Consider the following 26,207-nt stretch of genomic DNA (forward strand, 5'->3'; position numbering starts at 1 on the left):
TCCCCCACACCGAAGGGCGGCACCCCGCCCCCCGGGATGCCGCCCCTGCCCCGCCCCGCCGGACCCGCTCAGTCCCGACGGATCAACTCGGGATCGATCCGCCGCCCGACCAACGGCAGAGACCCCAGAGCAGCCACGACGACCACCCCAAAAGCACTCCCCAACAACAGGGGCACACCATCCCCGTCCCAAAAGACCGCTCCGCCTCCGGTTACGAGGTAGCTGGACTCGGCCATCTTCCCTGTCACCACGGCGAGTACAAGGCCCATGGCCAACGGCAACACCACTTGGGCGACTTGCACGGTCCGCAGCGTCCGCGACCTGGCCCCCAGCAAGGAGAGGGCCGTGACCTGCGGACGCCGTTCCACCGCACGGTCGGTCGCAGCAACGAGGTAGGCGGCCAAGCCGATGATCAGCCCGAGGATCATGCCCACGACGAGGAGGGTCTTGATGACGGTGATCTGCTGGAGCGCTGTGGCGTCCAGACTGTCCGTCTCGACCTCGATCGTGGGATCGACTCCCGCGATGCCTTCCAGCACGGCGCGCACGGCATCGGGAGCCGAGCTGCCGACAAGGGCGAGAGTGGCCCTTCCCTCCGGGCGGAACCCGGCCGGGAAGACGGAGGGCGGAAGCAGCACCGTTCCACTGCGGGGAATCTGCGCCGGCGTGTCGTCGCGATACTGGATGGTGGCAGCCGGCACCCGGACATCGACGAACCGGCTCTTTCCTTCCGGATTCCGCAGACGAAATGGGTAGCTCTTCCCCGGTTCGCTGAATTCGTCATAGGTGAAACCCGAGATCATCAGCCGCGCGGGACGTCCATCCACGCAGTTCTTCACCGTCGACGCCATCCGGCGCAACTGCTCGCAGGTCGCGATCACTGCGTTGATGCTCTTCGGCACCTCTTCACGCTCCGGATCGGTCCACGAATCTGCGAGAACGGCATGCCCTTGGACTCCGGGAACCTTCGTGACGGCTTCTTCCGTCTCGCGAGTCATGCCATCGAGGGCCATCGAGTACAGCTGAACGGGCGCGGTGTTCTTCGACACCTGGTCCAACTCGATGAGCACGCCCTGCGTGAGCGAGGCAGCGTAGACCAGCAGAACCAGCCCGGTCGCGACGCGAAGAGCCCCACCGGGTTCGACCTCGTTGCGGCGCATTGCCAGGCCCAAGGACAGCGAACTCGCGGCTCGCGCAACCCTGCGGGCCAGTAGGCGCGAGAGGATCGGCAGGGAAAGCACCAGGCCTGCGCCCACCAGCACGACAGCGAGCGGCATCAGAATCGCCGAGAACGAGGTGTCCGTGGGAACGTGCCCGGTCGCCCCAGCGACGCAGTACCCGAAGACGATGCCCACCCCTGGGAGAAGGGGCAGCAGACCCCAGAGGCGGGGCGGCTTCTCCACCGCGCTGCGCCGCACCGCCAGAGGGTTGGCGGCCGCCTTCCTTGCGCTGGCCCTGCCCACGAACCAAGCGAGCGCCGGACAACCGACCAGGCAGATGAGGAAGGTCCTGAAGGAGAGCGAACCGTCTTCCGGGTACCACTTGAATCCCGGCAACCCTGTCCGTGAAACCAGCTGGTTGACGACCCAGTAGCCACCGAGTCCAAGAACCGCGCCCAGTAAGGCGGCAGCAACTGTCTCAGCAGCGTTGACCCGCTGTACGCCTTTGCGACTCAAACCGAGCAGGCGCAGTGCGGCCAGTCGCCTCATCCGCGAAGCGGCGGACAGCCGAGCGCAAACGGAGAGAAACACGGCCAAGGGAAGCAAGACGACACCTGCGAGCGTGAAGCGGAGGATGTCGAGGGTTGACGGTTCCACTGTGGGGAAGCGGGTTTCCTTTTTTCCAAACTCTGACAGATGGCCACCTCCCTTGAGCACTTCTCGACTGGCACCCACGTACGCATACAGCTCATCGGGATGAGCTAGCCCCTCGGGGCCGATCACACCTGCCTCGTGGCCCGGGAGGAGATGGGCCAGGCCTGAATCCGCACGGAGGAGGTCGTGCAGCCTGGGGGAAACAATCATTTCGCCAGCGCCAGGAAGCGCACGCAGGCCCGGCGGTGCGGAAATCGGCGTGACTCCTGTCGCCACGAAGATTCGAGTGAGAGGTTCCAGCCCATATGGATCCACCCTTGTCAGGGCCAGACCGCTCCCAGACTGTGACGCACAGATACCCAACCCATTTGAACAGTCCGGTTCACGAGCCGCTTTACGAGCGTCTTGCGCGGCCAAAATGCCGGGAATCGCAAGGATCACCGCGAGGCAACACACTCCGATGGCACTGCCCGTTGCCATGAGGAGAAATCGTGCACGATTTCCTCGACCGCTGCCGAGCAGGAGCCTTAGCCCCAGGAGGAGTTCGTTCACGATGCTTCACGCACCTGTTCCGTGAGCTCACCATCGCGCATGACATATCGATTGTCAGCACGGGCTGCAACCTGAGAATCGTGAGTCACGAGCACGACGGCCGTTCCTTGTGAGCGCGCCAAGCCGAGGAACTCATCCAGTACCGCTGAAGCATTGGCACTGTCTAGGGATCCAGTTGGCTCATCGGCAAACACGACGGCAGGTTTGTGCACCAACGCCCGCGCAACAGCAACGCGTTGACACTGACCGCCTGAAACCTGCGAGGGGCGCCGTTGTCGGAATTTTGCGAGGCCAAGCCTGTCCAGCACCTCGCCGGCGGCGGTGAAGGCTTGAGCTTTCCGCTGCCCAGCCAGTCGCAGCGGCAACGCCGCATTCTCCTCGATGGTCAGTTCAGGCAACAACTCCCCATACTGAAATACGAAGCCAAACCGCTCTCGACGGAGCGCACTGAGTTCCTCATCGTCGAGACCACCGAGAGACCGGCCCTCAAACGAAACCTCACCGCGAGCAACGGGAAGAACACCCGCGAGGCAGTACAACAGGGACGACTTCCCGGAACCACTTTGTCCGGTGATCGCCACAACTTCACCCCGACCGAGGGAGATCTCGGCGTTACGGACGGCCATTGTCTGACCGTACAAGAGATCCACCCCCCTGGCTGACAGAACCTCTGACGTATTGATTTCGTTCCCCAATCCTGGAGCCCGAGCCCAGTGCTACCTGGGCTCGGGATGTCAGACGGTCCTTAGCCGCGATCCCAGTTGTAGTTGAGCAACTTCGATTGCAGACAGTTGTCCGGCCGCAAGGTGCCACGGTCACGACATGCCCGCAACCGAGCCTCACCGGTATACCGCTGGGCGCCATTCCAGTTGGAGTGGTGCAGCTTTACGACACTCCGCTGCTTTCCGTAGTAGCGCAGCCAGTCGTGCCCCTGAGCCTTCACTTCGACATAGACGTTGTGCCGGTCGGTGCCGATCGTGTCCCGCAGCCACCCCGACCACTCAAATGCGCCGTGATTGACTGTTGGCCTGTTGAACACGTACTTCCCTCCGGTGAACGCCACCCCCGTAGTCTCAAGCTGCGGAATGGCGCCCTCCACCGGCGAGGCAAACGCCGCCACCGCCCCGCTGAACACCAGACCGAGCGCCGCCAGGCTGAGCACTGCCCTCTTCACACGCACCTCCGTAACCGATGGCGACGTCGTAATCGCCATGAGTAACGGACTGTAGCGGCGCGAAAGTTGACAGAAACGATCTAGCAGCCCATATCCACCACATCAGGTGATCGACTTCCGGCCAGTCACCCACCGGCCAACCCCAGCCCCCACAACGAGAAGACGGCACCCCCCGCACAGGGGTGCCGTCTTTTCGTGGGCCGGGGCCGTTGCCGATCGGTGAGGGTCGGGGACCGGTAACGGCTCCGGGGTTCAGGTGTCGCCGGAGGCGGGGGCGGGGCTCAGCGGTGGTCGCTGCCTGTCGACTGGGTCGCCGCCCGGCCCGCCTCCAGGCGGGCGACCGGGATGCGGAACGGGGAGCAGGAGACGTAGTCCAGGCCCACCTCGTGGAAGAAGTGCACGGACTCCGGGTCGCCGCCGTGTTCGCCGCAGACGCCGAGCTTCAGGTCGGGGCGGGTGGCGCGGCCGGCCTCCGCCGCGGACTTGACGAGGGAGCCGACGCCGTCCCGGTCGATGGTCTCGAAGGGGCTGACGCCGAAGATGCCCTTCTCCAGGTAGGCCGTGAAGAAGGAGGCTTCCACGTCGTCGCGGCTGAAGCCCCAGACCGTCTGGGTGAGGTCGTTCGTGCCGAAGGAGAAGAACTCCGCCGCCTCGGCGATCTGGCCGGCGGTGAGGGCCGCCCGCGGGAGTTCGATCATCGTGCCGATCGCCAGCTTCAGCTCGACGCCGGTGGCCGCCTCGACCTCGGCGATGACCTGGTCGGCCTCCTCGCGGACGATCTCCAGCTCCTGCACGGTGCCGACGAGCGGGATCATGATCTCGGCGCGCGGGTCGCCCTTGGCGTTGCGGCGCTCCGCCGCGGCCTCGGCGATGGCGCGGACCTGCATCGTGAACAGGCCGGGGATGACGAGGCCGAGGCGCACGCCGCGCAGGCCGAGCATGGGGTTCTGCTCGTGCAGGCGGTGCACGGCCTGGAGCAGGCGCAGGTCGTTCTCGTGGGACTCCTGGCGGGACTCGGCCAGCGCCACGCGCACCGACAGCTCGGTGATGTCGGGCAGGAACTCGTGGAGCGGGGGGTCGAGGAGACGGACCGTCACCGGGAGGCCGTCCATGGCCTCGAAGAGTTCGACGAAGTCCTTCTTCTGGAGCGGGAGCAGTTGCTTGAGCGACTCCTCGCGCTCCTCCTGCGTGTCCGCGAGGATCAGGCGCTCGACCTGTTCGCGGCGGTCGCCGAGGAACATGTGCTCGGTGCGGCACAGGCCGATGCCCTGGGCGCCGAAGCGGCGGGCGCGCAGCGCGTCCTCGGCGTTGTCGGCGTTGGCGCGGACGCGCAGGCGGCGCTTGCGGTCGGCGAAGGCCATGATGCGGTGGACGGCCTCGACGAGTTCGTCGGCGTCGTCGGCGCCCGCGTGCATGCGGCCCTCGAAGTACTCGACGACCGGGGAGGGCACGACGGGTACCTCGCCCAGGTAGACCTTGCCGGAGGAGCCGTCGATGGAGATGACGTCGCCCTCCTCCACCACGTGGCCGCCGGGGACCGTCATGCGGCGCCGCTTGGTGTCGACCTCGAGTTCCTCCGCGCCGCAGACGCAGGTCTTGCCCATGCCGCGGGCGACGACGGCCGCGTGGGAGGTCTTGCCGCCGCGGCTGGTGAGGATGCCCTCGGCGGCGATCATGCCGTCGAGGTCGTCGGGGTTGGTCTCGCGGCGGACGAGGATGACCTTCTCGCCCGAGCGGGACCACTTGACGGCGGTGTAGGAGTCGAAGACGGCCTTGCCGACGGCCGCGCCGGGCGAGGCGGCGATGCCCCGGCCGACCTTCTCGACCTTCGCGTCCTCGTCGAAGCGCGGGAACATCAGCTGGGCGAGCTGGGCTCCGGTGACGCGCTGGAGGGCTTCGGTCTCGTCGATGAGGCCCTGGTCGACGAGCTGGGTGGCGATGCGGAAGGCCGCGCCCGCGGTGCGCTTGCCGACGCGGGTCTGGAGCATCCACAGCTGGCCGCGCTCGATGGTGAACTCGATGTCGCAGAGGTCCTTGTAGTGGTTCTCCAGCGTCTCCATGATCTGCATCAGCTGGTCGTAGGACTTCTTGTCGATCTGCTCCAGCTCCGCGAGCGGGACCGTGTTGCGGATGCCCGCCACGACGTCCTCGCCCTGGGCGTTCTGCAGGTAGTCGCCGTAGACGCCCTGGTGGCCGGAGGCGGGGTCGCGGGTGAAGGCGACGCCGGTGCCCGAGTCGGGGCCGAGGTTGCCGAAGACCATCGAGCAGACGTTGACGGCGGTGCCGAGGTCGCCGGGGATGCGCTCCTGGCGGCGGTAGAGCTTCGCGCGGTCGCCGTTCCAGGATTCGAAGACGGCCTTGATGGCGAGGTCCATCTGCTCGCGCGGGTCCTGCGGGAAGTCGCGGCCGGCCTCGGACTTGACGATCTTCTTGAAGCGGGTGACCAGCTTCTTGAGGTCGGCCGCCTCCAGCTCGGTGTCGACCGTGACCTTCTTCGCGGCCTTGGCGGACTCCAGCGCGTCCTCGAACAGCTCGCCGTCGACGCCGAGGACCGTCTTGCCGAACATCTGGATGAGGCGGCGGTAGGAGTCCCACGCGAAGCGGGCGTCGCCGGCCTGTTCGGCCAGGCCCTGGACCGACTTGTCGGAGAGGCCGATGTTCAGGACGGTGTCCATCATGCCCGGCATGGAGAACTTCGCGCCCGAGCGGACGGACACGAGGAGGGGGTTGTCCGGCTGGCCGAGCTTCTTGCCCATGCGCTCTTCCAGGGCGTCGAGGTGCGCACTCACCTCGTCACGCAGTGCCGCCGGCTCCTCGCCGCTGTCGAGGTAGACCTTGCAGGCCTCGGTGGTGATGGTGAAGCCGGGAGGGACCGGCAGGCCGAGGTTGGTCATCTCGGCGAGGTTCGCGCCCTTGCCGCCGAGGAGGTCCTTGAGGTCCTTGTTGCCCTCGGTGAAGTCGTAGACGAACTTCACGCCCTCAACGCTCGTGGCCGGTTCGGCTGCACGGAGATCTTTGTTATCCGACACGGGTCTCGACTCCTCGAGGACGCGGTGGCTGCCCTGACGGCCAGGAACATACCCAGATCGAAGGCTCCTGGGTACGTCCACTTGCGCGTCATGCGCACGTAACCCACCGTCCGCCAGCGGATCGAAAGTCAAGGCTTGGCAAGCGTGGGGCCGCCGATGTTTTCACTTGTTGAACGCAAGGACGCTCTCAGGACGCCGCCTGTGCTCGTATGAGCGTGACGTGGCACGGTTGATTTCGATCGATGAACGATCAAGCCGTGGCACTGAGTGCCACCCTTTGGAGAAGTGCAGTCGTCCTTGATTCGCTCATCTGAGCACTGCGCCCCTCAGGGGTGGCGAGAATCACGCTCCCACACACGGTCCGAGTTCACCATGCGGACGCACTCGCGGACGCGCCCGCGCGACGGAAACCCGCCTGTCACACGCGTGCGCACGGGCGTCCTCCACCCGAGCGTCCCTCACACCCCGAGCGCCAGCAACCGCTCCTCGGCCCGCTCCGGCGCGTACAGGTGCTCCACGACCAGCGCACCCGCCCCCACCAGCCCCGCCCGCTCCCCCAGCCGAGAGGTCACGACGTCGAGACGGGCGGTGGAGCGGGGCAGCGCGCGCTGGTAGAGCAGTTCGCGCACGCCGGTGAGGAAGGCGGTTCCGGCCAGATCCCCGGCGATCATCAGGACGCCGGGGTTGAGCAGCGTGACGACCGTCGCCAGGACGTCGCCGACGCTGCGCCCCGCCTCGCGGGCCAGCGCGGCCGCCCCGGGGTGGCCGGCGGCGAGCAGGTCGCGCACGTCCGAGCCGGAGGAGGCCGGGACGCCCGACTCCGCCAGTCTGCGCGCCACGGCCCCGCCGCTGGCGACGGCCGCCAGGCAGCCGCGCGAGCCGCAGCGGCACGGCGCGTCCGCGCCCACCCTGATGTGCCCGATGTCGCCGGCGCCGCCGTCCACGCCCCGGAAGAGCGAGCCGTCGACCACCACTCCCGCACCGATGCCCGTGGACACCTTGACCAGCACGAACGCGGAGCAGTCGGGGTAGCCGGCGCGCTGTTCGCCGTACGCCATCAGGTTGGCGTCGTTGTCCACCAGGACGGGGATCTCCGCCGGGCGCGCCCCCGCCCCGGCCCCCGTACCCGTTCCGGTTCCCGTACCCGTACCCGTGTCGGTGCGTTCTCTGAAGGCCCGCGCGAGGCGTCCTCGTATGTCGTAGCCGTCCCAGCCGGGCATGATCGGCGGCTGGACGACCCGGCCCGTCTCGCTGTCCACCGGTCCGGGGACGGCGAGTCCGATGCCGCAGACCTCGTCCGGCCGGCGGCCCGCCTTGGCCAGCAGTTCGGCGAACCAACCGCCCAGTTCACCCAGGACGGCGTCCGGGCCGTCCTCCACGACCAGCGTGCCGCCGTGCTCGGCCAGGATCTCGCCGGTCAGGGTCAGCACGGCCGCGCGCGCGTGGCGTGTGTCCAGGTCCGCCGCGAGGACGACGGCGTGGGCGTCGTCGAACTCCAGGGTGATCGAGGGACGTCCGCCCAGCGGCGAGTCGACCGGTCCGCCCGCGCCCTCGCGCAGCCAGCCCGCCCGGAAGAGACGGTCCAGGCGTTGGCCCACGGTCGCCCGGGAGAGGCCCGTGGCCTGCTGGAGGGCGCCGCGTGTCGTCGCGCGGCCCTTGCGCACCAGTTCGAGCAGATCACCGGCGCCGGCAGCCTGACCTCGCCCGGTCATGCGCACCCCCTTGTGTTTCCCAACCCTGCATTACATAGTGGGTTTTGCGTGTTAAATAGACGTAACTCTACGGTAGTCGCCGCCCGCCCAGGCGGCCCCGTCGTTTTCGGGGAGCCCCGAGTGGACCGGACCGCCCAGCTCAGCGGCCGTACGGCAGACGTCGCCGTCGCCGAGGCCGCCGCACGCGCCCCGCACGCCCCGCATGCCCCGCATGCCGAGACGCTGCGCCGCCGGGCGGTCGCCGTGCTGGACGCCAACTGGACGGGGACGTCCACGGTCCCCTCGCGCGAGCTGTATCCGCACCAGTGGTCGTGGGACTCGGCGTTCATCGCCGTCGGCCTGCGGCACGTCGCGCCGCACCGGGCGCAGACGGAGCTGGAGACGCTGCTGGCCGCCCAGTGGGGCGACGGGCGGGTGCCGCACATCGTGTTCAACCCCTCCGTGCCGCTCGACGCGTACTTCCCGAGCCCCGACTTCTGGCGCTCCTCGACCGCGGGGCGCACCGCGGGCGCCCCGCGCACCGTACAGACCTCCGGCATCGTGCAGCCACCGGTGCACGCGCTCGCGGCCTGGCTCGTGCACCGCGCCGACCCGGTGCTGTCCCGCGCGCGTGGCTTCCTGGCCCGCGTGTATCCGCGGCTGGCCGCCTGGCACCGCTATCTGCTGCACCGGCGGGACCTGGGCGGCGGCGGGCTGGTGTCCGTCGTCCACCCGTGGGAGCAGGGCATGGACAACGCCCCCAGCTGGGACGTCCCCCTCGCCCGGATCGCCCCCGCCCCGGCCCGTTCCTTCCGCCGCGCCGACCTCGACCACGGGTCGGCCGAGGACCGGCCGACGGACCTGGACTACGGGCGGTACGTGCGGCTGGCGACGCGGTACCGGGACGGCGGATACGCCGACGGGCGCGGGGAGTTCGCCGTCGAGGACCCCTCGTTCAACGCGCTGCTCATCGCCTCCGAGCACGCGCTCGCGCACATCGCGCACGAGCTGGGCGCGTCGGGCGCGGCCCGTCACGCCCGTGCGGAACGGCTCACCGCCGCGCTCGTGGAGCGCCTGTGGGACCCGGCCGGGGGCATGTTCTTCTGCCGGGACGTGCGCGGCGGGGGCCTGGTGCCCGAGCGGGGGGTGTCCGGTCTGGTGCCGCTGCTGCTGCCCGGCCTGCCGGGCGCGACGGTGGACGCCCTCGTGCGGACGCTGCGCGGCCCGCACTTCGGCCTGGGCGGCGTGACCCGGCTGGCGCCCAGCTACGACCTGCTCGGCGAGGCCTTCGACCCGCACCGCTACTGGCGCGGCCCGGCCTGGTTCAACACGAGCTGGCTGCTCCAGCGCGGTCTGCGGCTGCACGGCCGCCGGGCCGAGGCGGGGGCGCTGCGCCGGGCCGTCCTGGACCTCGCGGGCCGCTCGGACTTCGCGGAGTACGTCGATCCGTACACCGGAGCGGCGTGCGGGGCGACCGGGTTCGGCTGGACGGCGGCGCTCACGCTCGACCTCGTCCATCAGGGCGTGTCAGGCAGCGGTACCGAGGGAGGGGACCTGGGATGACGGACCGGCATCATCTGCTCGTGTTCGGCGGGACGTTCGCCGCCGTGGGCGACAACGGGGACATCAGCGGCGTGCGGGGGCCGGGGCCGGCCTCCGGGTCGCCCGAGGGGCTGTTCGTGCGCGACGCCCGCCACCTCAGCCGCTGGCAGCTGACCGTCGACGGCGCGGTCCCGGAGGCGCTCTCGCCGGTCGAGGACGGGGACACCACGTGCTGCGTGCTCGTCCCGCGCGGCGGCCGCGACGAGCCGCCGTCCTGCACGCTCTTCCGTGAACAGGCGGTCGGCGACAGCTCGTTCGTGGAGTCGCTGCGGATCGTGTGCAACCGGCCGGTGCCGACCACGGTGCGCCTCGCGCTCACCGCCGACGCCGACTTCACCGACCAGTTCGAACTGCGCTCCGACCACCGCACCTACGCCAAGACCGGGGTCGTCCGCCGCCGCGAGATCCTCGACGACGGCGTGGAGTTCGCCTACCGGCGCGGCGAGTGGACGTCCCGTACGACGGTGACGGCCGAGCCCGCGCCGGACGCCGTCGAGGAGACCGGCACCGGCGCCCGCCGTCTGGTGTGGCGGCTGGAGCTGGAGCCGCACGGGTCGGCCGAGCTGACCCTGCGGGTGACGGCCCGGCCGCACGGCGAGCGGCGGACGCTGCGGGTGCCCCGCTCCCCGGCCTCGGTCGTCGGGCGGCTGCGGGAGCGGGAGGCCGAGTTCGCGGAGGGGGTCGCGTTGCCCGCCGGGTGGCCGGAGCTGACGGCCGCCTGTGCGCGCGGTCTGTCGGACCTGGCCGCGTTGCAGGTCCCGGCGACCGGCCCGGACGGCGAGGATCTGCGCGTGCCGGCGGCGGGCGCTCCCTGGTTCCTGACCCTGCTGGGGCGCGACGCGCTCCTCGCCTCGCTGTTCGCGCTGCCCTACCGTCCCCGTCCGGCCGCCGCGACGCTCCTCGCGCTGGCCGCGGCCCAGGCCACCGGGGCGGACCCGAGGACGGTGGCCCAGCCCGGCAAGATCGTGCACGAGGTGCGGCACGGCGAACTCGCGCACTTCGGGCAGGTCCCGTACGGCCGCTACTACGGTTCGGTGGACGCGACGCCGCTGTTCCTCGTCGTCCTCGGCGCGTACGTCGAGCAGACCGGCGACGCGGCGCTGGCCCGCCGTCTCGAGCCGCACGCGAGGGCCGCCGTCGGCTGGATGCTGGACCACGGCGGGCTCGCCTCGCGCGGCTACCTGGTCTACCGGGCCGACCGGGGCGGCCTGGCCAACCAGAACTGGAAGGACTCCCCCGGCGCCGTCTGCTCCGCGGACGGCGTCCGCCCGACCGGGGCCGTGATGGCGGCGGGCGCCCAGGGGTACGCGTACGACGCGTTGCGCCGCACGGCGTGGACGGCGCGCACGGTGTGGGAGGACGAGAAGTACGCGGCGCTGCTCGAACAGGCCGCCGCCGACCTGCGCGACCGCTTCCAGCGGGACTTCTGGATGCCTGACCGCGCCTTCCCGGCGCTCGCGCTGGACGGCGAGGGCCGGCAGGTCGACGCGCTCGCCTCGGACGCCGGTCATCTGCTGTGGTCCGGGCTGCTGGACAAGGAGTACGGGGAGACCGTCGGCCGGCGTCTGCTGGAGGCGGACTTCTTCTCCGGGTGGGGCGTGCGCACGCTGGCGGCCGGGCAGCCCGCGTACCATCCGCTCTCCCGTCACCGGGGTTCGGTGTGGCCGCACGACAACGCGCTGATCGCGCTGGGCCTCGCGCGCTACGGGCTGCACGACGAGGCCCGCACGGTGGCCCGCGCGCTCGTCGACGCGGCGGCCGCGACCGGCCACCGTCTCCCCGAGGTCCTCGCGGGCTACGGCCGCGACACCCACGCACGGCCGGTGCCGTACCCGCACGCTTGCGTACGGGAATCGCGCTCGGCGGCGGCTCCGTTGGCGCTGCTCACGGCGGTCGGGGGCGCGTGACCGCTGCGTCCGCCCGGCCGGCGGGGCGGTTTGGCGTGACGTTTGCGCGGTGTTTGCCGAGCACTGGCCCGGGGGGCTGAACGCGGGCCGGGAGCAGGCCGTACGAAACTGTGGCGGATCCGGCCCGCATCGGATCCGCCGAACCGCCGGGCTTCGTACGGAAGGACCCTCGGGTGCCAGTCACCACGCGCTCATCCCAGCAGGCTGAATCGAAGGACCCCGAGGACGACACCGCGAACCCCGCGGACCCCGCGCGGACGCCGGCCACGGCGGACGGCGCGGACACGACGGCGACCACCGGCACCGAGGGAACCACGGGGACCGAGACCGAGGGAACCACCGGGACCACCGAATCCGCCGGGACCGCCGGGACCACTGGGACCACCGAACCCGCCGGGACCGCCGGGACCGCCGGGACCACCGAACCCGCTGGAACCGCTGGAACCACCGGGACCACCGAACCCGCCGGGACCGCCGGGACCACTGGGACCACCGAACCCGCCGGGACCGCCGGGACCGCCGGGACCACCGAACCCGCTGGAACCGCTGGAACCACCGGGACCACCGAACCCGCTGAGGCCGCTGGAGCCGCCGGGACCACCGAACCCGCCGGACCCGCTGAGGCCGCCGCGACCCCCATACCCCAGGCCGACGGCGAGGCGTCCGCAGCCGACCCCGAGGCCGAGGCGGAAACCCCCGAAGCCCCCGGAACCCCCGGAACCCCTGAAACCCCCGAAGCCGCTCCCGGGCCCGCCCCGGAGTCGGAGAGTGGTCCCTCGCCCCAGGGCCTGCGGGCTCGTGGCGCTTATCTGCGGGCCTGGCGGGGGAGGCATCCGCGGGCCGCGCGGGTGGTGTGGTGGACGGCGACGGTGCTGTCACTGGTCCTCGTGCTCGGGGCGCTGCTGCTGCCGAACCGGCTCAGCGGGCTGGAGGTCAACCGGTTCACGCGGCTGCCCGTCGAGGCGATCCTGGGCGCGTCCCTGCTGCTGGCGCTGCCCCGGCGGCCGCGGATCGTCGCCGCGGCGCTGGGCGGGATGCTCCTCGGCGCGCTGACCGTGATCGACCTGCTCGACATGGGGTTCGTGGAGTATCTGGGACGGGACTTCAACCTCGTCCTGGACTGGGGGCTGCTGGACGACGCGCAGTCCTTCGTCGCGGACTCGTTCGGGCGGGCGACGGCCGTCGGGGCCGCGATCGGCCTCGTCGTGCTGATCGTCGTCCTGTTCGCGGTGATGGCCCTGGCGACGGTCCGGGTGAGCAACCTGCTGGTGCTGGACAGCCGGAAGGCGAGCCACGTCACGCTGCTCGCGGCGACCGTGTGGGTGACGTGCTCGGTGGTGGGCCTCCAGAACGCCGGGGTGCCCGTCGCGTCCTACCGGGCCGGGGACGCCCTGCTCAACAAGGGCCGGCAGGTGCGCCAGACGCTCGCGGACGAGGCCGCGTTCGGCAAGGAGGCCCGTTACGACACGTTCGGGGCCACGCCGCCCGCCCAGCTGGTGCCGGACCTGCGGGGCAAGGACATGATCTTCACGTTCATCGAGAGCTACGGCCGCAGCGCCGTGGAGGACCCGATCATGGCGCCGGGCGTCGACGCGACCCTCGCCGCCCGGACGCAGGCCCTGGCGAAGGCGGGCTTCCACGCCAGGAGCGGCTGGCTGACGTCGGCGACCTACGGCGGCAGCAGCTGGCTCGGCCACTCCACCACCCTGTCGGGCCTGTGGGTGGACAACCAGCAGCGGTACAGCACGGTGATGGCCAGCGACCACCTGTCCCTGACCAAGGCGTTCCGCAAGACCGGCGCGTGGGACACCGTCGGCGTCATGCCGGGCGTGCAGAAGGCCTGGCCGGAGTCGGGGTTCTACGGCCTCGACAAGGTCTACAACGCCTTCCAGATGGGCTACCAGGGGCCGAAGTTCAGCTGGTCGACGATGCCCGACCAGTACGCCCTCGAGGCGTTCCAGCGGCTGGAGCACGGCCGCACGGGACGCGACAAGCCGCTGATGTCGGAGATCATCCTCACCTCCAGCCACCAGCCGTGGGCGCCGATCCCGAAGATGGTCGGCTGGGACGACCTCGGCGACGGCTCGGTCTTCAAGGGCGTCGAGGCGGCGGGCAGGAAGGCGTCCGACGTCGTCGCCGACGGCACCGCGTCCAAGGAGGAGTACGGCAAGTCCATCGCGTACTCGGTGACCGCGCTCACCGAGTGGCTGGAGCGCTACGGCACCGACGACACGGTCCTGGTCTTCCTGGGCGACCACCAGCCCATCGCCCGGGTCAGCGGCGACAACGCGAGCCGGGACGTGCCGGTCTCGATCGTCGCCAAGGACCCGAAGGTGCTCGACAGGATCTCCTCGTGGAAGTGGACCGACGGTCTGAAGCCCGCGCACGACGCGCCGGTGTGGAAGATGAGTTCGTTCCGCGACAGGTTCCTCACCGCGTACGGCTCGACCCCGCACCCGTCGAAGGGCTGACGCCCCGCGCCCGCACAACCCCCCGCCCGCGAGCGCCGGCGGGGGGCCGTCGGGTGTGCCGGCGGGCGTGCCGCTCAGCCGCCGGAGGTGTCCTGTTCGGCTTCCTCGTCGACGCCCGCGCAGTCGTAGGGGTCCTTCAGCCAGCCGTCGGGCAGGACGACCCGGTTGTTGCCGGAGGTGCGGCCGCGGGGGCCGTCGGCTCCGGCGGGCCAGGGCTGGTCGAGGTCCAGCTCGTCGAGGCCGGCGCGGAGTTCGGCGAGCGATGAGGTGATCGCGAGGCGCTTGCGCATCTCGCTGCCGACGGCGAAGCCCTTGAGGTACCAGGCCACGTGCTTGCGGAAGTCGACGACGCCCTTGGACTCGTCGCCGATCCACTCGCCGAGCAGGGTGGCGTGGCGGACCATGACGTCGGCGACCTCGCGCAGGGACGGCTGTGCGACGTCGTCGGGGCGGCCCTCGAAGGCGGCGACGAGATCGGCGAACAGCCACGGCCGGCCGAGGCAGCCGCGGCCGACGACGACGCCGTCGCAGCCGGTCTCGCGCACCATCCGCAGCGCGTCCCGGGCCGACCAGATGTCGCCGTTGCCGAGGACCGGGATCTCCGGGACGTGTTCCTTGAGGCGGGCGATGGCCTCCCAGTCGGCCGTGCCGCCGTAGTGCTGGGCGGCGGTGCGGCCGTGCAGGGCGATGGACGTCACGCCCTCCTCGACGGCGATGCGGCCGGCGTCGAGGTAGGTGAGGTGGTCGTCGTCGATGCCCTTGCGCATCTTCATCGTCACCGGGAGGTCGCCGGCGCCGCTCACCGCCTCGCGCAGGATGGCGCGCAGCAGGTTGCGCTTGTAGGGCAGGGCGGAGCCGCCGCCCTTGCGCGTCACCTTGGGGACCGGGCAGCCGAAGTTGAGGTCGATGTGGTCGGCGAGGCCCTCCTCCGCGATCATGCGGACGGCCTTGCCGACGGTGGCCGGGTCGACGCCGTACAGCTGGATCGAGCGGGGGGTCTCGCTCGCGTCGAAGCGGATCAGCTGCATGGTCTTGTCGTTGCGCTCGACCAGCGCCCGCGTCGTGATCATCTCGCTGACGAACAGGCCCTTGCCGCCGCTGGCTCCGTCCTTCGCTTCGCCTCCGCCGAAGGCCCCGCCTCCGGCGAAGTGCCTGCACAGGGTGCGGAAGGGCGCGTTCGTGATCCCGGCCATCGGGGCCAGGACGACGGGCGGCCGGACGGTGTGGGGACCGATCTGCAAGGGGGGCACGGGCGTGGGCATTGCTCCATTGTCACGTATGCGCGGGGGTACCCGGCCGCCTGCCCGTCACTCCCCGGCGGATCATGCATCACTCATTAGTTAGACGCACTATTGATGTCGGCGTACGATGAAACCCATGCCCGAGCTCAGCCCCCGCCGACGCCTTCTCGTCCTCGCGATCTGCTGCATGAGCCTGCTGATCGTGAGCCTGGACGTCACGGTCCTCAATGTCGCGCTGCCGTCGATGCAGAGCGACCTGCACGCGTCGACCTCCGGCCTCCAGTGGACGATCGACGCCTACACGCTGGTCCTGGCCTCGCTGCTGATGCTCGCGGGCTCGACCGCCGACCGGATCGGCCGCAAGAAGGTCTTCCTGTCCGGCCTGGTCGTGTTCGCGGCCGGTTCCCTGCTCTGTTCCCTCGCCCCGAGCCTGAACCTGCTGATCGCGGCCCGCATGATCCAGGCCGTGGGCGGCTCGATGCTGAACCCGGTCGCCATGTCGATCATCACCAACACCTTCACCGACCCGCGTGAGCGGGCCCGGGCGATCGGGGTGTGGGGCGCGGTGGTGGGCATATCGATGGCCGCCGGCCCGCTGCTGGGCGGACTGCTCGTGGAGTCCGTGGGCTGGCGCTCGATCTTCTGGCTCAACCTGCCCGTCGGCCTGGTGGCCCTGCTGGCGACCCTGCGCTTCGTCCCCGAGTCCCGCGCGCCGAAGGCGCGGCGCCCCGACCCGGTCGGCCAGCTGCTCGTCATCGCGCTGTTCGGCTCGCTGACCTACGCCATCATCGAGGCGCCGGAGGCGGGCGCGGCGATCAGCGTTCCCTTCGCCGCCGTCGCGCTCGCGGCCCTGCTGGGCCTGCTGTGGTACGAGCCGCGCCGCGACGAACCCCTCATCGACCTGCGGTTCTTCCGCTCGGTGCCGTTCAGCGGCGCGACGGTGGTGGCGATCAGCGCGTTCGCCGCGCTGGGCGGCTTCCTCTTCCTGTCGACCCTGTACCTGCAGAACGTGCGCGGCCTGGACGCCCTGCACGCCGGGCTGTGGATGCTGCCGATGGCCGTGCCGACGTTCCTGTGCGCGCCGGTGTCCGGACGGCTCGTGGGCAGCCGGGGCCCGCGGCTGCCGCTGCTGATCGCCGGACTCGCCATCACCACGAGCGGGGTGCTGTTCGCCGCGTTCGACGCCGAGTCGTCCGACGCGACGCTGTTCCTCGGGTACGCGCTGTTCGGGGTGGGCTTCGGATTCGTGAACGCGCCGATCACCAACACGGCCGTGTCGGGCATGCCGCGCAGCCAGGCGGGGGTGGCGGCGGCGGTCGCCTCCACGAGCCGGCAGCTGGGCCAGACGCTGGGCGTCGCGGTGATCGGCGCGGTCCTGGCGGCGGGCGTGAACGCGTCGTCGTACCGCGAGACCTTCGCCTCCGCGGCCGTGCCCGGCTGGTGGATCCTGACCGGCTGCGGCGCGGTCGTCCTCGTCCTCGGCGCGCTGACGACGGGCCCGTGGGCCCGGCGGACGGCGGAGCGGACCGCACAGCGCCTGGAGGCGCCGGACGTGCGCGAGGCCGCGGGCGTCAGCGCCTGACCCGGAGGGGTCGCAGTCAGCCGGCGGAGGGCCGGGCGGCGGTGGCGGTGGCGGTGGCGCTCAGGGCGTGCGCGTACAGCTTCTCCAGGCGCTCGCGGCTCTCCGCGTCCTCCGGTGCGTAGGTCACCATGCGCGCCCCGTGCTCCGGGCTCAGCCACAGGTCGGTGTGGGTGAGCGTGAGGAGGCCGACGTGCGGGTTGCGGAACTCCTTGACCTTGCTGCGGCCCACCACGACCTCGTAGCGCTCCCAGTTCTCACGGAACTCCGGTGACTCGGTCTGGAGCCGCTTGACCAGCATCTTCCAGGCGGGCTCGGTGAGGTGCCCGGCCATGGAGGCGCGGAGCTTGGCCGCCATCAGGCGCATCGACGCGTCGAGGTGGACGACCGACTCGCGCCACTGCGGATGGGTGTGGATGAGCACCATGCAGTTGCGGTCCTCGGGCGGGATCGCGTCGAGGTCGCACAGCAGGTGGGCGTAGGTGCGGTTGTAGGCCAGGATGTCGTAGCGGCTGTTCTGGACGCACGCGGGCAGCGGGTCGAGCTGGTCCAGCAGCTCGCGTACGGCGTCGGTGACGCCGGTGCAGGACGAGGCGGGGGTCGGGTCGGTCGCGCCGGCCAGCTGGAAGAGGTGGGCCCGCTCGCTGGGGTCGAGCAGCAGGGTGCGGGCCAGGGCGTCCAGGACCTGCACCGAGACGTGGATGTCCCGTGACTGTTCGAGCCAGGTGTACCAGGTGACGCCGACCGCGGAGAGATGGGCGACCTCCTCGCGGCGCAGCCCCGGCGTGCGGCGGCGCGCTCCGCGCGGGAGCCCCACCTGCTCGGGCGTGATGCGCTCGCGGCGGCTGCGCAGGAAGGCGGCCAGTTCATGCCGCCTGATCTCGGAGCCGCCAGGCGTCCCGGTCGTCCCGGCCGCCGAGGTCGTCCCGGCCGCCGCGGTCGTCGCCTTCGTGGCGCTCGTCGCGCTCGTCGCGGCGGGCGGCGTCTGCCGGACCATCGTCGTCATGCCTCCAGCCTGCCGCCTCGCGGATCCTGTTGCCAGGTACTCCTTCTACCAGGATAAGGAGACTCTGGTACCCGTCTGACGGGCGGCGCAGGCTCGGTGGCGTGACCCAGACACCCACGACCACCACCACGACCACCACCACGGCGACGGCCGCAACCACAGCTGCCCCGGGCTCGGTCCCGCCGGGCGCCGGGACCGCGGAGCCGTCCCACTCCCTCGGCCCGCTGGGCCTGTTCACGGTGCTGCTCGGCGCGGCACTGCCCCTCATCGACTTCTTCATCGTCAACGTCGCCCTGCCCACCATGGGCCGCGATCTCGCCGCGAGCGAGACCGTCCTCGAACTCGTCGTGGCCGGCTACGGGCTCGCCTACGCCGTGCTCCTCGTCCTCGGCGGCCGACTCGGCGACCTGTTCGGCCGGCGGCGGCTCTTCCTGGGCGGGATGGCGGCCTTCGGCCTGACCTCGCTGGCCTGCGGACTCGCACCCGACGCCTGGACGCTGGTGGCGGCCCGCGTCGCGCAGGGCGCGTCGGCCGCCGCGATGGTCCCGCAGGTGCTGGCCACCATCCAGTCCGCCACCGCGGGCACGCGCCGCGCCAAGGCGATGAGCCTGTACGGAGCGACCGCCGGACTGTCCATGGTGGCGGGCCAGATCCTGGGCGGCGTGCTCGTCGCCGCCGACATCGCCGGCAGCGGCTGGCGGTCCGTCTTCCTGGTCAACGTCCCGTTCGTGATCGTCGGCCTGCTGCTGGCCGTGCGCACCGTCCCGGAGACCCGCTCGCAGCGTCCGGAGCCGGTGGACGGACCCGGCACCGTGCTCCTGGCCGCCGCGCTGCTGGCCCTGCTCGCGCCGCTGACCGAGGGCCGGGCCGCGGGCTGGCCGCTGTGGACATGGCTGTCGCTGGCCGCGTTCCCGCTGCTCACGGGCGCGTTCTACGCGGTGGAGCGGCGGGCCGACCGACAGGGCCGTACGCCGCTGGTGCCGCCGAGCCTGTTCGCGCTCACCACGCTGCGGCGCGGGCTGACGATCATGGGCCCGCTCGCGGTCGGCTTCAGCGGGTTCATGTTCGTCATCGCCGTGGCCCTGCAGAGCGGGGCGGGACTGGGTCCGGTGCAGGCCGGTCTCGCCCTCGCGCCGATGGCCCTGACGTTCTTCCTCGCCTCGCTCGCCGGGCCCCGGCTGGTGACCCGCTTCGGGGCGCGCGTGGTGACCTCCGGCGCGGTCCTCCAGGGCGTGGGCGTCGTGCTCATCCTGCTGGCGGTGCGCGCCGACTGGCCGGACGTCGGCTTCGTCGAGCTGCTGCCGGGCACGGCGGTCGCCGGTGCGGGTCAGGCGCTCCAGCTGCCCGTCGTCATGCGGATCGTGATGTCCGAGGTGCCGCCGGCCCGCGCGGGCGTCGGCAGCGGTGTCATGGTGACCACCCAGCAGGCCTCGCTGGCCCTGGGCGTGGCCACGCTCGGCACCCTGTTCCTCTCCCTGGTCCCGGGTTCGGGCATGCGGGACGCCCTCGTCGTCACGCTGGTCGTGCAGCTGGCCGGGGTGGTCCTGACGGGCCTGCTCAGCCTCCGGCTGCCCCGCAAGGTGGGGTGAGCGCGGGGGGCGCGACGAGAGGGCGGCGGCCGCGTGCCACGTGCCGCCTACCGGTTGCCGCGATCACCGGTTACCGCGATGACTTTCCGGCGTCCGGGCGGTCGTACCGGTGAGCGGTGTCCGTGAACCGAGAAGCAGCAGTCCCACCGGAAGGCCGGCCATGAGCGCACTGAGTGAGACCCTCCAGCGATACGTCGACGACGGCACCGTGCCCGGAGCGGTGGGCCTGGTGGCCCGCGGCGACGAGGTGGAGGCGGTGAGCGTCGGCTCGCGGGACGCCGACGGCACGGCCCCGATGACCCGCGACTCCCTGTTCCGGATCGCCTCGATCACCAAGCCGGTCACGGCGGCCGCGCTGCTGACGCTGGTCGAGGAGGGCACGGTCGGCCTCGACGCGCCGGTCGCCGAGTGGCTGCCCGAGCTGGCGGAGCCGATGGCGGTCCGCACGCCGTCCGGACCCGTCGACGACCTGGTCCCGGCGGCGCGCCCGATCACCGTCGAGGACCTGCTCAGCTCGCGCCCCGGCTGGGGCTTTCCGCCGGACTTCTCCCTCCCCGCCGTGCAGGCTCTCTTCGAGGTGCAGAAGGACGGCCGCGCCCCGCAGGCGTATCCCGAGCCTGACGTCTGGCTGGCCGACCTGGCCCGCGTCCCTCTGCTGCACCAGCCGGGCGAGGCCTGGCTGTACGGCACGGCGTCCGATCTGCAGGGCGTGCTGATCGCGCGGGCCTCGGGCCGCACCCTCCCCGCGTTCCTGGCGGAGCGGATCCTCGAGCCGCTGGGCATGCGGGACACGGCGTTCGAGGTCCCGAAGGAGAAGCGGGACCGTTTCACCACCGCCTACCGCCCCGACGGCGCGGGCGGGCTGGAGCTCGCGGACGCCCCCGACGGCGAGTGGAGCGGCGTGCCGAGGTTCCCGTCGGGCGGCGGCGGCCTGGTGTCCACGGCCGACGACTGGCTGGCGTTCGCCCGCATGCTGCTGCACGGGGGCGAGGCCGGCGGTCACCGCGTCCTGTCGCCCGCGTCGGTGAGCCGGATGACCGCGAACCACCTGACGCCGGCCCAGCGCGAGAACGGCGCGCTGTTCCTGGAGGGCCAGGGCTGGGGCTACGGCGGCAGCGTCGACGTCGAACCGCTCGACCCGTGGAACGTTCCCGGCCGCTACGGCTGGGTCGGCGGCACGGGCACGACGGCGCACGTCGTCCCGCGGACGGGCACGGTCACGATCCTCCTCACCCAGACGGCGATGACGAACCCGACGCCGCCCCCGCTGATGCGGGACTTCTGGCGGTGCACGGCGGGATAGCGGGGGCAGGCCGGGGTAAGTGGAGTAATCCGGGAGGAAAGCGGTCATACACGGCCTTACGCTCCGAATATGCGATCTTCACGTGCCCGGCTCGGCATCATGGCCTCGCTCCTCGGCCTGGTGGCGGTCCTCGGGGCGGTGTGGCTGGTCCGCTCGGCCACGACGGACAGCGGAGACACGGCAGCGAGCGACGCGACGAGCGGCTCGGCCGACGTCCGGTCGAACGGCTCGGCCGACGCGGACGGCGGCGGAGACGTGACGGCCGACGGCGGAAGATCCCGCGCCGGGGAGGCGTCGAACGGCGGTAGCCAGTCGCCGGGCGGGAGCGGAAAACACAGGGACGGGCCGAAGGTCCCCAACGGCGTGAACATCAACGGTTCCGGGAACGACGGTTGCGCGATCGTCCTGAACATGGAGGAGACCCCCGCGACCGTCACAAGCGTCTCCTTCAAGGTGACCGAAGGACCCGGGAAGCAGAAGCCGAAGCTCCGGTCGGACAATGGCGCACGCTGCCACAGGAAGCTGTACCAGCAGGCCAACCCCTGCGATGGCTTCCACTTGAAGGCCCTCGAGGGGGGTTGCGTCGCGGGGGTGGCCGCCTTGTCGAACGTCGAAGGCGGCCACTACGAGGTGCGAGGGACGCTCACGGCCACCTTCCTGTGCGACAACGTCGACAAGAACCCGTGCAGACGAGTTCAGGACTGGCACGGACCGAAGCCCACGCCACAGCACCCAGTACTCGTCACGGGTGAGTCCGGCTCCCTCGAAACGTCGATCGAGGTCCCGCGCTCCCAGAGCAGTTCGCCCGACGACTCCTCCTCCAAGAGCCCCTCCCCGCCCGGCGGGGTCTCGCCGCCGCCCGTCTCTCCTTCCCCCCGGCCCGAGCCCGACAGCCCGTCCGCCTCGGAGGAGGGATGACGGGCGGGCCGTCGCCGGAACGCGAGCCCCCCGCGCCCCCCGCGCCCCCCGCGCCTCCCGCGCCTCCCGCCGACGACGGGTCGGCCGTCCCCGCGCGGTTGCGGCGGCTCGCCGAGGCACTCGGGCCCGCGACCCTCGCGACCGCGCTGCTGCTGTACTTCGGCTACATCGCCACCCGCGCGCGCTACGCCTACTTCGGCGTCCCCGTGGAGATGACCGGCCGCTCCAACCAGGATCTGATGCTGGACGGCATGGAGGTCGTCTTCGTGCCGGCGGCGATGATCTTCCTGGGGGTCATGCTGCTCGTCGCGATCCACGCCCTCACCCTGTGGGTCCTCTCCCGCGACGCCACCGCCGGGGACGAGACCTCGGCGGCCGCCTTCCTCGCGTACGGCTTCGTCCTCGTCGGCGTCCTGCTGATCGGCAGGGCGCTGATCGGCATCTTCGTCCAGGGCTCGGACGTCAGCGTGGTGTTCGGCACCACCCCGCTGTCACTGGCCTTCGGGCCGGCGGCGGTGGCGTACGGCGTCTGGATCTACGGCCGTCAGCGAGGACGCCCCCTGCTCTCCTCGCGCCTGGCCCGCAACGGCGTCATGTGCGCGGTCGCTCTGGGCGTCTTCGGGCTGTTCTGGGGGTCGACGCAGCTGGCGTGGGCCTACGGGAAGGGGCGGGGCGAGGGCGACGTGGAGGGGCTCGGCAAGCGTCCCGAGGTCGTCGTCGACACCAAGGAGCCGCTCGACGCCCTGCCCACCGGCGTGCGCGAGAGCCGCCTCGGAGGCGACGGGCGGGGCGGCCGGACGTACCTCTACCGCTACCGGGGCTTCCGGCTGCTCATGGCGTCGGGCGGGCGGCTGTTCCTGGTCACGCCGCAGTGGCGGGCAGGCCGGGACCAGACCGTCGTGCTGCCCTACGGAGACGACATCCGGGTGCAGCTCGTCGCTCAGCAGGACGCGGACTGAGCGCGCAGCCCCCGCAGCAGCAGGTCCACGACCGCCGTGAAGTCGTCGTCGACGTCCGGCCGCTCCCAGACCTCGAAGTAGCCGGGGTCGTGGAAGCGGCCGGTGGCGTGGAAGACGGCACGGGCGGACGCCGCCGGGTCGGCCGTCGTGAAGGCCCCGGACGCCACGCCCGCCTCGATGATGGAGGTCAGCTGGCCGGTGAGGTCGGCGAGGTGGTCGCCGACCGCCGTGCCGCTCTCCGCGGTCAGCACCATGTACGTGGCGAACAGTTCGGGGTCGTCGCCCGCCTTGCGCCGCTTGGCCTCGAAGAGCGCCGCGAGCCAGGCCCGCAGCCGGGCCTCCGGGGGGCGGCCCTCGTCGGCGGTGATGCCGGACAGGGTCCGCGAGGTGAAGTCCAGCCAGCGCTTGGTGACCGCCTCTCGCAGCGCCGCCTTGGTGCGGAAGTGACGGTAGACGCTGCCGTGGCTGACGCCGAGCGCGCGGGCCACGTCGACCACCGTCGCCTTGGCCGGGCCGTGCCGCCGCAGGACCTCCTCGGTCGCCTCGAGGATGCGTTCGGCGGTCAGGGTCTCGGAGGTCTGCGGTGCCATGGGGAGACGGTACCCGGCGGGCCGGTCAGCGCTCGCTGTCGAGGTGCTCCATGGCCGCGGCCGGGTAGCGCTCGCCGGCCGCCGCGTCGGCGGGCACGGCCGCCTCGATCGCCGCGAGGTCGTCGGCGTCGAGGACGACGTCCAGCGCGCCCAGCGACTCCGCGAGCCGCTCGCGGGTACGGGCGCCGACCAGCGGGACGATGTCCTCGCCCCGGCCCAGCACCCAGGCGATCGCGAGCTGCGCCACGGTGACGCCCTTGTCCTCGGCGATCTTCCGCAGCGCGTCCACGAGGGTCAGGTTGTGCCGGAGGTTGTCGCCCTGGAAGCGGGGCGAGTGGGCCCGGAAGTCGTTCGCGGCGAGTTCGCGGTCGGCGGTGAAGTGCCCGGAGATCAGGCCGCGCGAGAGGACCCCGTACGCGGTGATCGAGATGCCCAGCTCGCGGGTGGTCGGCAGGATGGACCGCTCGATACCGCGGCTGATCAGGCCGTACTCGATCTGGAGGTCGGAGATCGGCGCGGTGGCGGCGGCCCTGCGGATCGTCTGCGCTCCGACCTCGCTGAGGCCGATGTGCCGGACGTATCCCTGCTCGACCAGTTCGGCGATCGCGCCGACCGTCTCCTCGATCGGGACGTCCGGGTCGACGCGGGCGATCCGGTAGACGTCGATGTGGTCGACGCCGAGGCGCTGGAGCGAGTAGGAGACGAAGTTCCGCACGGCGGCGGGCCGGCCGTCGTACCCGGCCCAGGAGCCGTCGGGCCCGCGCAGCGCGCCGAACTTCACGCTGGTCAGCGCCTGTTCGCGCCGCGCGGGCGGTGCGGTGCGCAGGGCCTCGCCGATCAGCAGCTCGTTGTGGCCCATGCCGTAGAAGTCGCCGGTGTCGAGCAGGGTGACGCCGGCCTCCAGCGCCGCGTGGATGGTCGCGATGGCCTCATCGCGGTCCGCTTCTCCGTAGAGGGCGCTCATGCCCATGCAGCCGAGGCCGAGGGCGGAGACCTGGGGTCCGGTGCGGCCGAGGGTACGCGTGGTGGTCGTCATGCCCTCCAGCTTGGCATGACGAATGACAGATTTCAATATCTGTCAGCTGTCACCCTTCACCGCACCGACGAAGGCCGCCCAGACGGAGGCCGGAAAGAGGAGCGGCGCGAGATCGGGAGCCTTGCTGTCCCGCACGGGAACGAGGGAGGGGACGCCGTCGGCGACCTCGAGGCATGCGCCGCCTTCGGAATTGCTGTAGCTGCTCTTGCGCCAGGCAGCGCCGAGAAGGTCTTCGGAGACCTCCAAGCATTGCCCGCCGTCCGAGTTGCTGTAGCAGCTCTTGCGCCACGTCAGTCTGCTCAGGTCGATGGCTCGCATGGCACTTCCTCCAACATCCGCAAGATGAACGTCCGCGACTCGGCAGGGCTCATCGCCAGGTCACGAATCACATCGTATCGGCGCTGCAATCCCTCAACCTTGCTTACGTCTTCGACCAGTTCACCCCGGACCACGTTCTCGGTGTGCGCCACCGTTCGGCCGTCCAACAGTCGCAGAAAGGTCACGGGAGTATCCATCAGGCCGTGCAGTCCAGCGCCGTAGGGGAGCACATAGACAGTGATGTTCGGCTGCTTCGAGGCAGCCAGCACGTACTCCAGCTGCCCGCGCCACTCCGGAAGGCTGCGCAGCGAATTCCGCAGCACCGCCTCGGACAGAATGACGCGAAAGGGCGGAGCTTCGCCCCCCTCCAGCACCTTGCGCCGCCCCACCCGCGCCTCTACCTGCTGCTCCAGTTCTTCGCCCTTCAGTCCGCCCTCTGCGAGCAACTCACGAGCATATTCAGGCGTTTGAAGCAGTCCGTGAAGGGTGGCACCCCCGTAGTGCCACAAACTGATCGCCTCCGCCTCAAGCAGCATGTACCGCCGATACTGCTCCTTGAACTGCGAAGGGTCGGCGACCGCCAGTTCCCACAGCGTGAGCAGCATGGAGCCGGTGCCGTAGTGCTGGTCGAGGGCTTCCACGACCTCCGGGCTTCCCAGGCTCTGGCCGCCCTCCATCTTGCCGAAGGTGGACGCGGTCCAGCCCAGCACCTCCTCCAGTTGCCGCAGGCTGTCCCCCTTGGCCGCCCGCAGCAGGCGCAGCTCCTCCGCGAACCGCCGCCTGGGTTCCTGGCTCCGCCCTGTGACCACCCGCCTCGCCGGCATCCCGTCCCGCCCTTTCCGCATTTGTGGAATTTGCGCCGCCGAACGACCACGAACCCCTCGTCGACGGCGTGTCCGTCCTGCCCGGAAGGCATCCTGACGTCAACCCCCCACCACCCAGAGTATCCCAACCTTCACATTCAGTAAGGAAGTTGGGTAAAAGGAGCGGACGACATGGAGCACGAACCCGGCACTGTCCTCTACGACCCGGCCACGGACAGGGTCGGCGAGTACCAGGACCGCTCCGGCCCCTACGCGATGCTGCGGCCGGTCGGCGGCGGCCGGGAGTGGCAGGCCGATCCAGCCGGGCTGCGGCCGGCGACGGAGCGGGAGCGGCTGCGCGCCGGGGTGCGGGCGGCGAACGCGCGGGCGCGCACCGACGGGCCGTTCATGCTGGGCCTGCGCCGTCCGCCCCGGCCGGTCGAGGACTGTCCGGAGTGCGACGGGCTCGCGTCGCGTCGGGCGAAGGCGCGCGCGGCGCACGACTACAGCGCGGAGACCGACGCCGACGTCCTGCTCAGGGCCCATCTGCGGGAGCGGCATCCCGAGGCATAGCGCGAGGCCGGCCCCGACGGAAGTCCGTCGGGGCCGGCCTCGGTCTGTCGCC

At 71.3% G+C, this 26,207-nt stretch carries 20 protein-coding genes; 9 read left to right on the top strand and 11 right to left on the bottom strand.

What is annotated here, in order from left to right; translation table 11 throughout:
• Window positions 1-68: 68 nt before the first annotated feature.
• The 5 genes from OG802_RS11290 to OG802_RS11310 form a co-directional block, all read right to left on the bottom strand.
• Window positions 69-2,366, bottom strand: coding sequence for an FtsX-like permease family protein (locus OG802_RS11290; RefSeq protein WP_329409635.1), 2,298 nt, complete (start codon window positions 2,364-2,366; stop codon window positions 69-71).
• Complete coding sequence (locus OG802_RS11295) at window positions 2,363-2,992, bottom strand: ABC transporter ATP-binding protein (protein ID WP_329409636.1); 630 nt, start codon at window positions 2,990-2,992, stop codon at window positions 2,363-2,365. Before OG802_RS11295 ends, OG802_RS11290 begins: the two co-directional genes overlap by 4 nt.
• Window positions 2,993-3,111: 119 nt before the next feature.
• The gene (locus OG802_RS11300; RefSeq protein WP_329409639.1) at window positions 3,112-3,579 is read right to left on the bottom strand and encodes a hypothetical protein; all 468 of its coding nucleotides are present in this window, start codon (window positions 3,577-3,579) and stop codon (window positions 3,112-3,114) included.
• A 242-nt stretch (window positions 3,580-3,821) separates the two neighbouring features.
• Window positions 3,822-6,569, bottom strand: coding sequence for a pyruvate, phosphate dikinase (gene ppdK, locus OG802_RS11305; protein ID WP_443055219.1), 2,748 nt, complete (start codon window positions 6,567-6,569; stop codon window positions 3,822-3,824).
• Window positions 6,570-7,027: 458 nt separating this feature from the next.
• A complete protein-coding gene (locus OG802_RS11310; RefSeq protein ID WP_329409642.1) occupies window positions 7,028-8,281 on the bottom strand; it encodes an ROK family protein in 1,254 nt (417 codons plus the stop codon).
• 120 nt (window positions 8,282-8,401) lie between these two features.
• Here OG802_RS11310 and OG802_RS11315 point away from each other — a divergent pair, with 120 nt between their 5' ends.
• The 3 genes from OG802_RS11315 (at window position 8,402) to OG802_RS11325 (ending at window position 14,240) form a co-directional block, all read left to right on the top strand.
• The gene (locus tag OG802_RS11315; RefSeq protein ID WP_329409643.1) at window positions 8,402-9,823 is read left to right on the top strand and encodes an MGH1-like glycoside hydrolase domain-containing protein; all 1,422 of its coding nucleotides are present in this window, start codon (window positions 8,402-8,404) and stop codon (window positions 9,821-9,823) included.
• Window positions 9,820-11,769, top strand: a complete 1,950-nt coding sequence (locus OG802_RS11320; protein WP_329409645.1) for an amylo-alpha-1,6-glucosidase — start codon at window positions 9,820-9,822, stop codon at window positions 11,767-11,769. Before OG802_RS11315 ends, OG802_RS11320 begins: the two co-directional genes overlap by 4 nt.
• 869 nt (window positions 11,770-12,638) lie before the next feature.
• Window positions 12,639-14,240 (top strand): CDP-alcohol phosphatidyltransferase, encoded by a 1,602-nt coding sequence (locus OG802_RS11325; protein WP_443055220.1) that lies wholly within the window; start codon window positions 12,639-12,641, stop codon window positions 14,238-14,240.
• 74 nt (window positions 14,241-14,314) lie between these two features.
• On the opposite strand, the gene dusB is transcribed toward OG802_RS11325, so the two are convergent.
• Entirely contained in the window at window positions 14,315-15,502 is a 1,188-nt protein-coding gene (dusB, locus tag OG802_RS11330; protein WP_329409647.1) for a tRNA dihydrouridine synthase DusB, read from the bottom strand.
• 115 nt (window positions 15,503-15,617) lie between these two features.
• Between dusB and OG802_RS11335 the strand changes: the two genes are divergently transcribed.
• Window positions 15,618-17,063 carry an MFS transporter gene (locus tag OG802_RS11335; protein WP_329409648.1) on the top strand — a complete coding sequence of 482 codons (1,446 nt, stop codon included), beginning with the start codon at window positions 15,618-15,620 and terminating at the stop codon, window positions 17,061-17,063.
• 16 nt (window positions 17,064-17,079) lie between these two features.
• On the opposite strand, the gene OG802_RS11340 is transcribed toward OG802_RS11335, so the two are convergent.
• A complete protein-coding gene (locus OG802_RS11340; protein ID WP_329409651.1) occupies window positions 17,080-18,066 on the bottom strand; it encodes a helix-turn-helix transcriptional regulator in 987 nt (328 codons plus the stop codon).
• 101 nt (window positions 18,067-18,167) lie between these two features.
• Here OG802_RS11340 and OG802_RS11345 point away from each other — a divergent pair, with 101 nt between their 5' ends.
• The 4 genes from OG802_RS11345 to OG802_RS11360 all read left to right on the top strand — a co-directional run bounded on the left by OG802_RS11345 (window position 18,168) and on the right by OG802_RS11360 (window position 22,835).
• On the top strand, window positions 18,168-19,655 hold the full coding sequence (locus OG802_RS11345) for an MFS transporter (RefSeq protein WP_329409653.1): 1,488 nt from the start codon (window positions 18,168-18,170) through the stop codon (window positions 19,653-19,655).
• A 160-nt stretch (window positions 19,656-19,815) separates the two neighbouring features.
• The gene (locus OG802_RS11350) at window positions 19,816-20,958 is read left to right on the top strand and encodes a serine hydrolase domain-containing protein (RefSeq protein ID WP_329409655.1); all 1,143 of its coding nucleotides are present in this window, start codon (window positions 19,816-19,818) and stop codon (window positions 20,956-20,958) included.
• A 69-nt stretch (window positions 20,959-21,027) separates the two neighbouring features.
• The gene (locus OG802_RS11355; protein ID WP_329409657.1) at window positions 21,028-21,876 is read left to right on the top strand and encodes a hypothetical protein; all 849 of its coding nucleotides are present in this window, start codon (window positions 21,028-21,030) and stop codon (window positions 21,874-21,876) included.
• Window positions 21,873-22,835: a hypothetical protein gene (locus OG802_RS11360; RefSeq protein WP_329409658.1), complete on the top strand. Its 963-nt coding sequence runs from the start codon at window positions 21,873-21,875 to the stop codon at window positions 22,833-22,835. Before OG802_RS11355 ends, OG802_RS11360 begins: the two co-directional genes overlap by 4 nt.
• Here OG802_RS11360 and OG802_RS11365 read toward each other — a convergent pair.
• Genes OG802_RS11365 through OG802_RS11380 form a run of 4 tightly spaced genes read right to left on the bottom strand, consistent with a single transcriptional unit; the run spans window position 22,817 to window position 25,603 of the window.
• Window positions 22,817-23,425 (bottom strand): TetR family transcriptional regulator, encoded by a 609-nt coding sequence (locus tag OG802_RS11365; protein ID WP_329409659.1) that lies wholly within the window; start codon window positions 23,423-23,425, stop codon window positions 22,817-22,819. The two genes, OG802_RS11360 and OG802_RS11365, sit on opposite strands and share 19 nt — an antisense overlap.
• A 25-nt stretch (window positions 23,426-23,450) precedes the next feature.
• Window positions 23,451-24,461, bottom strand: coding sequence for an aldo/keto reductase (locus tag OG802_RS11370; protein WP_329409660.1), 1,011 nt, complete (start codon window positions 24,459-24,461; stop codon window positions 23,451-23,453).
• A gap of 42 nt (window positions 24,462-24,503) precedes the next feature.
• Window positions 24,504-24,779, bottom strand: a complete 276-nt coding sequence (locus OG802_RS11375) for a DUF397 domain-containing protein (protein ID WP_329409662.1) — start codon at window positions 24,777-24,779, stop codon at window positions 24,504-24,506.
• Window positions 24,761-25,603: a helix-turn-helix domain-containing protein gene (locus OG802_RS11380; RefSeq protein WP_329417025.1), complete on the bottom strand. Its 843-nt coding sequence runs from the start codon at window positions 25,601-25,603 to the stop codon at window positions 24,761-24,763. Before OG802_RS11380 ends, OG802_RS11375 begins: the two co-directional genes overlap by 19 nt.
• 171 nt (window positions 25,604-25,774) lie before the next feature.
• On the opposite strand from OG802_RS11380, the gene OG802_RS11385 reads away from it, so the two are divergent.
• The gene (locus OG802_RS11385; RefSeq protein WP_329409663.1) at window positions 25,775-26,155 is read left to right on the top strand and encodes a hypothetical protein; all 381 of its coding nucleotides are present in this window, start codon (window positions 25,775-25,777) and stop codon (window positions 26,153-26,155) included.
• Window positions 26,156-26,207 lie beyond the last annotated feature (52 nt).

This window comes from Streptomyces sp. NBC_00704, assembly GCF_036226605.1.
Taxonomy (GTDB): Bacteria; Actinomycetota; Actinomycetes; order Streptomycetales; family Streptomycetaceae; genus Streptomyces.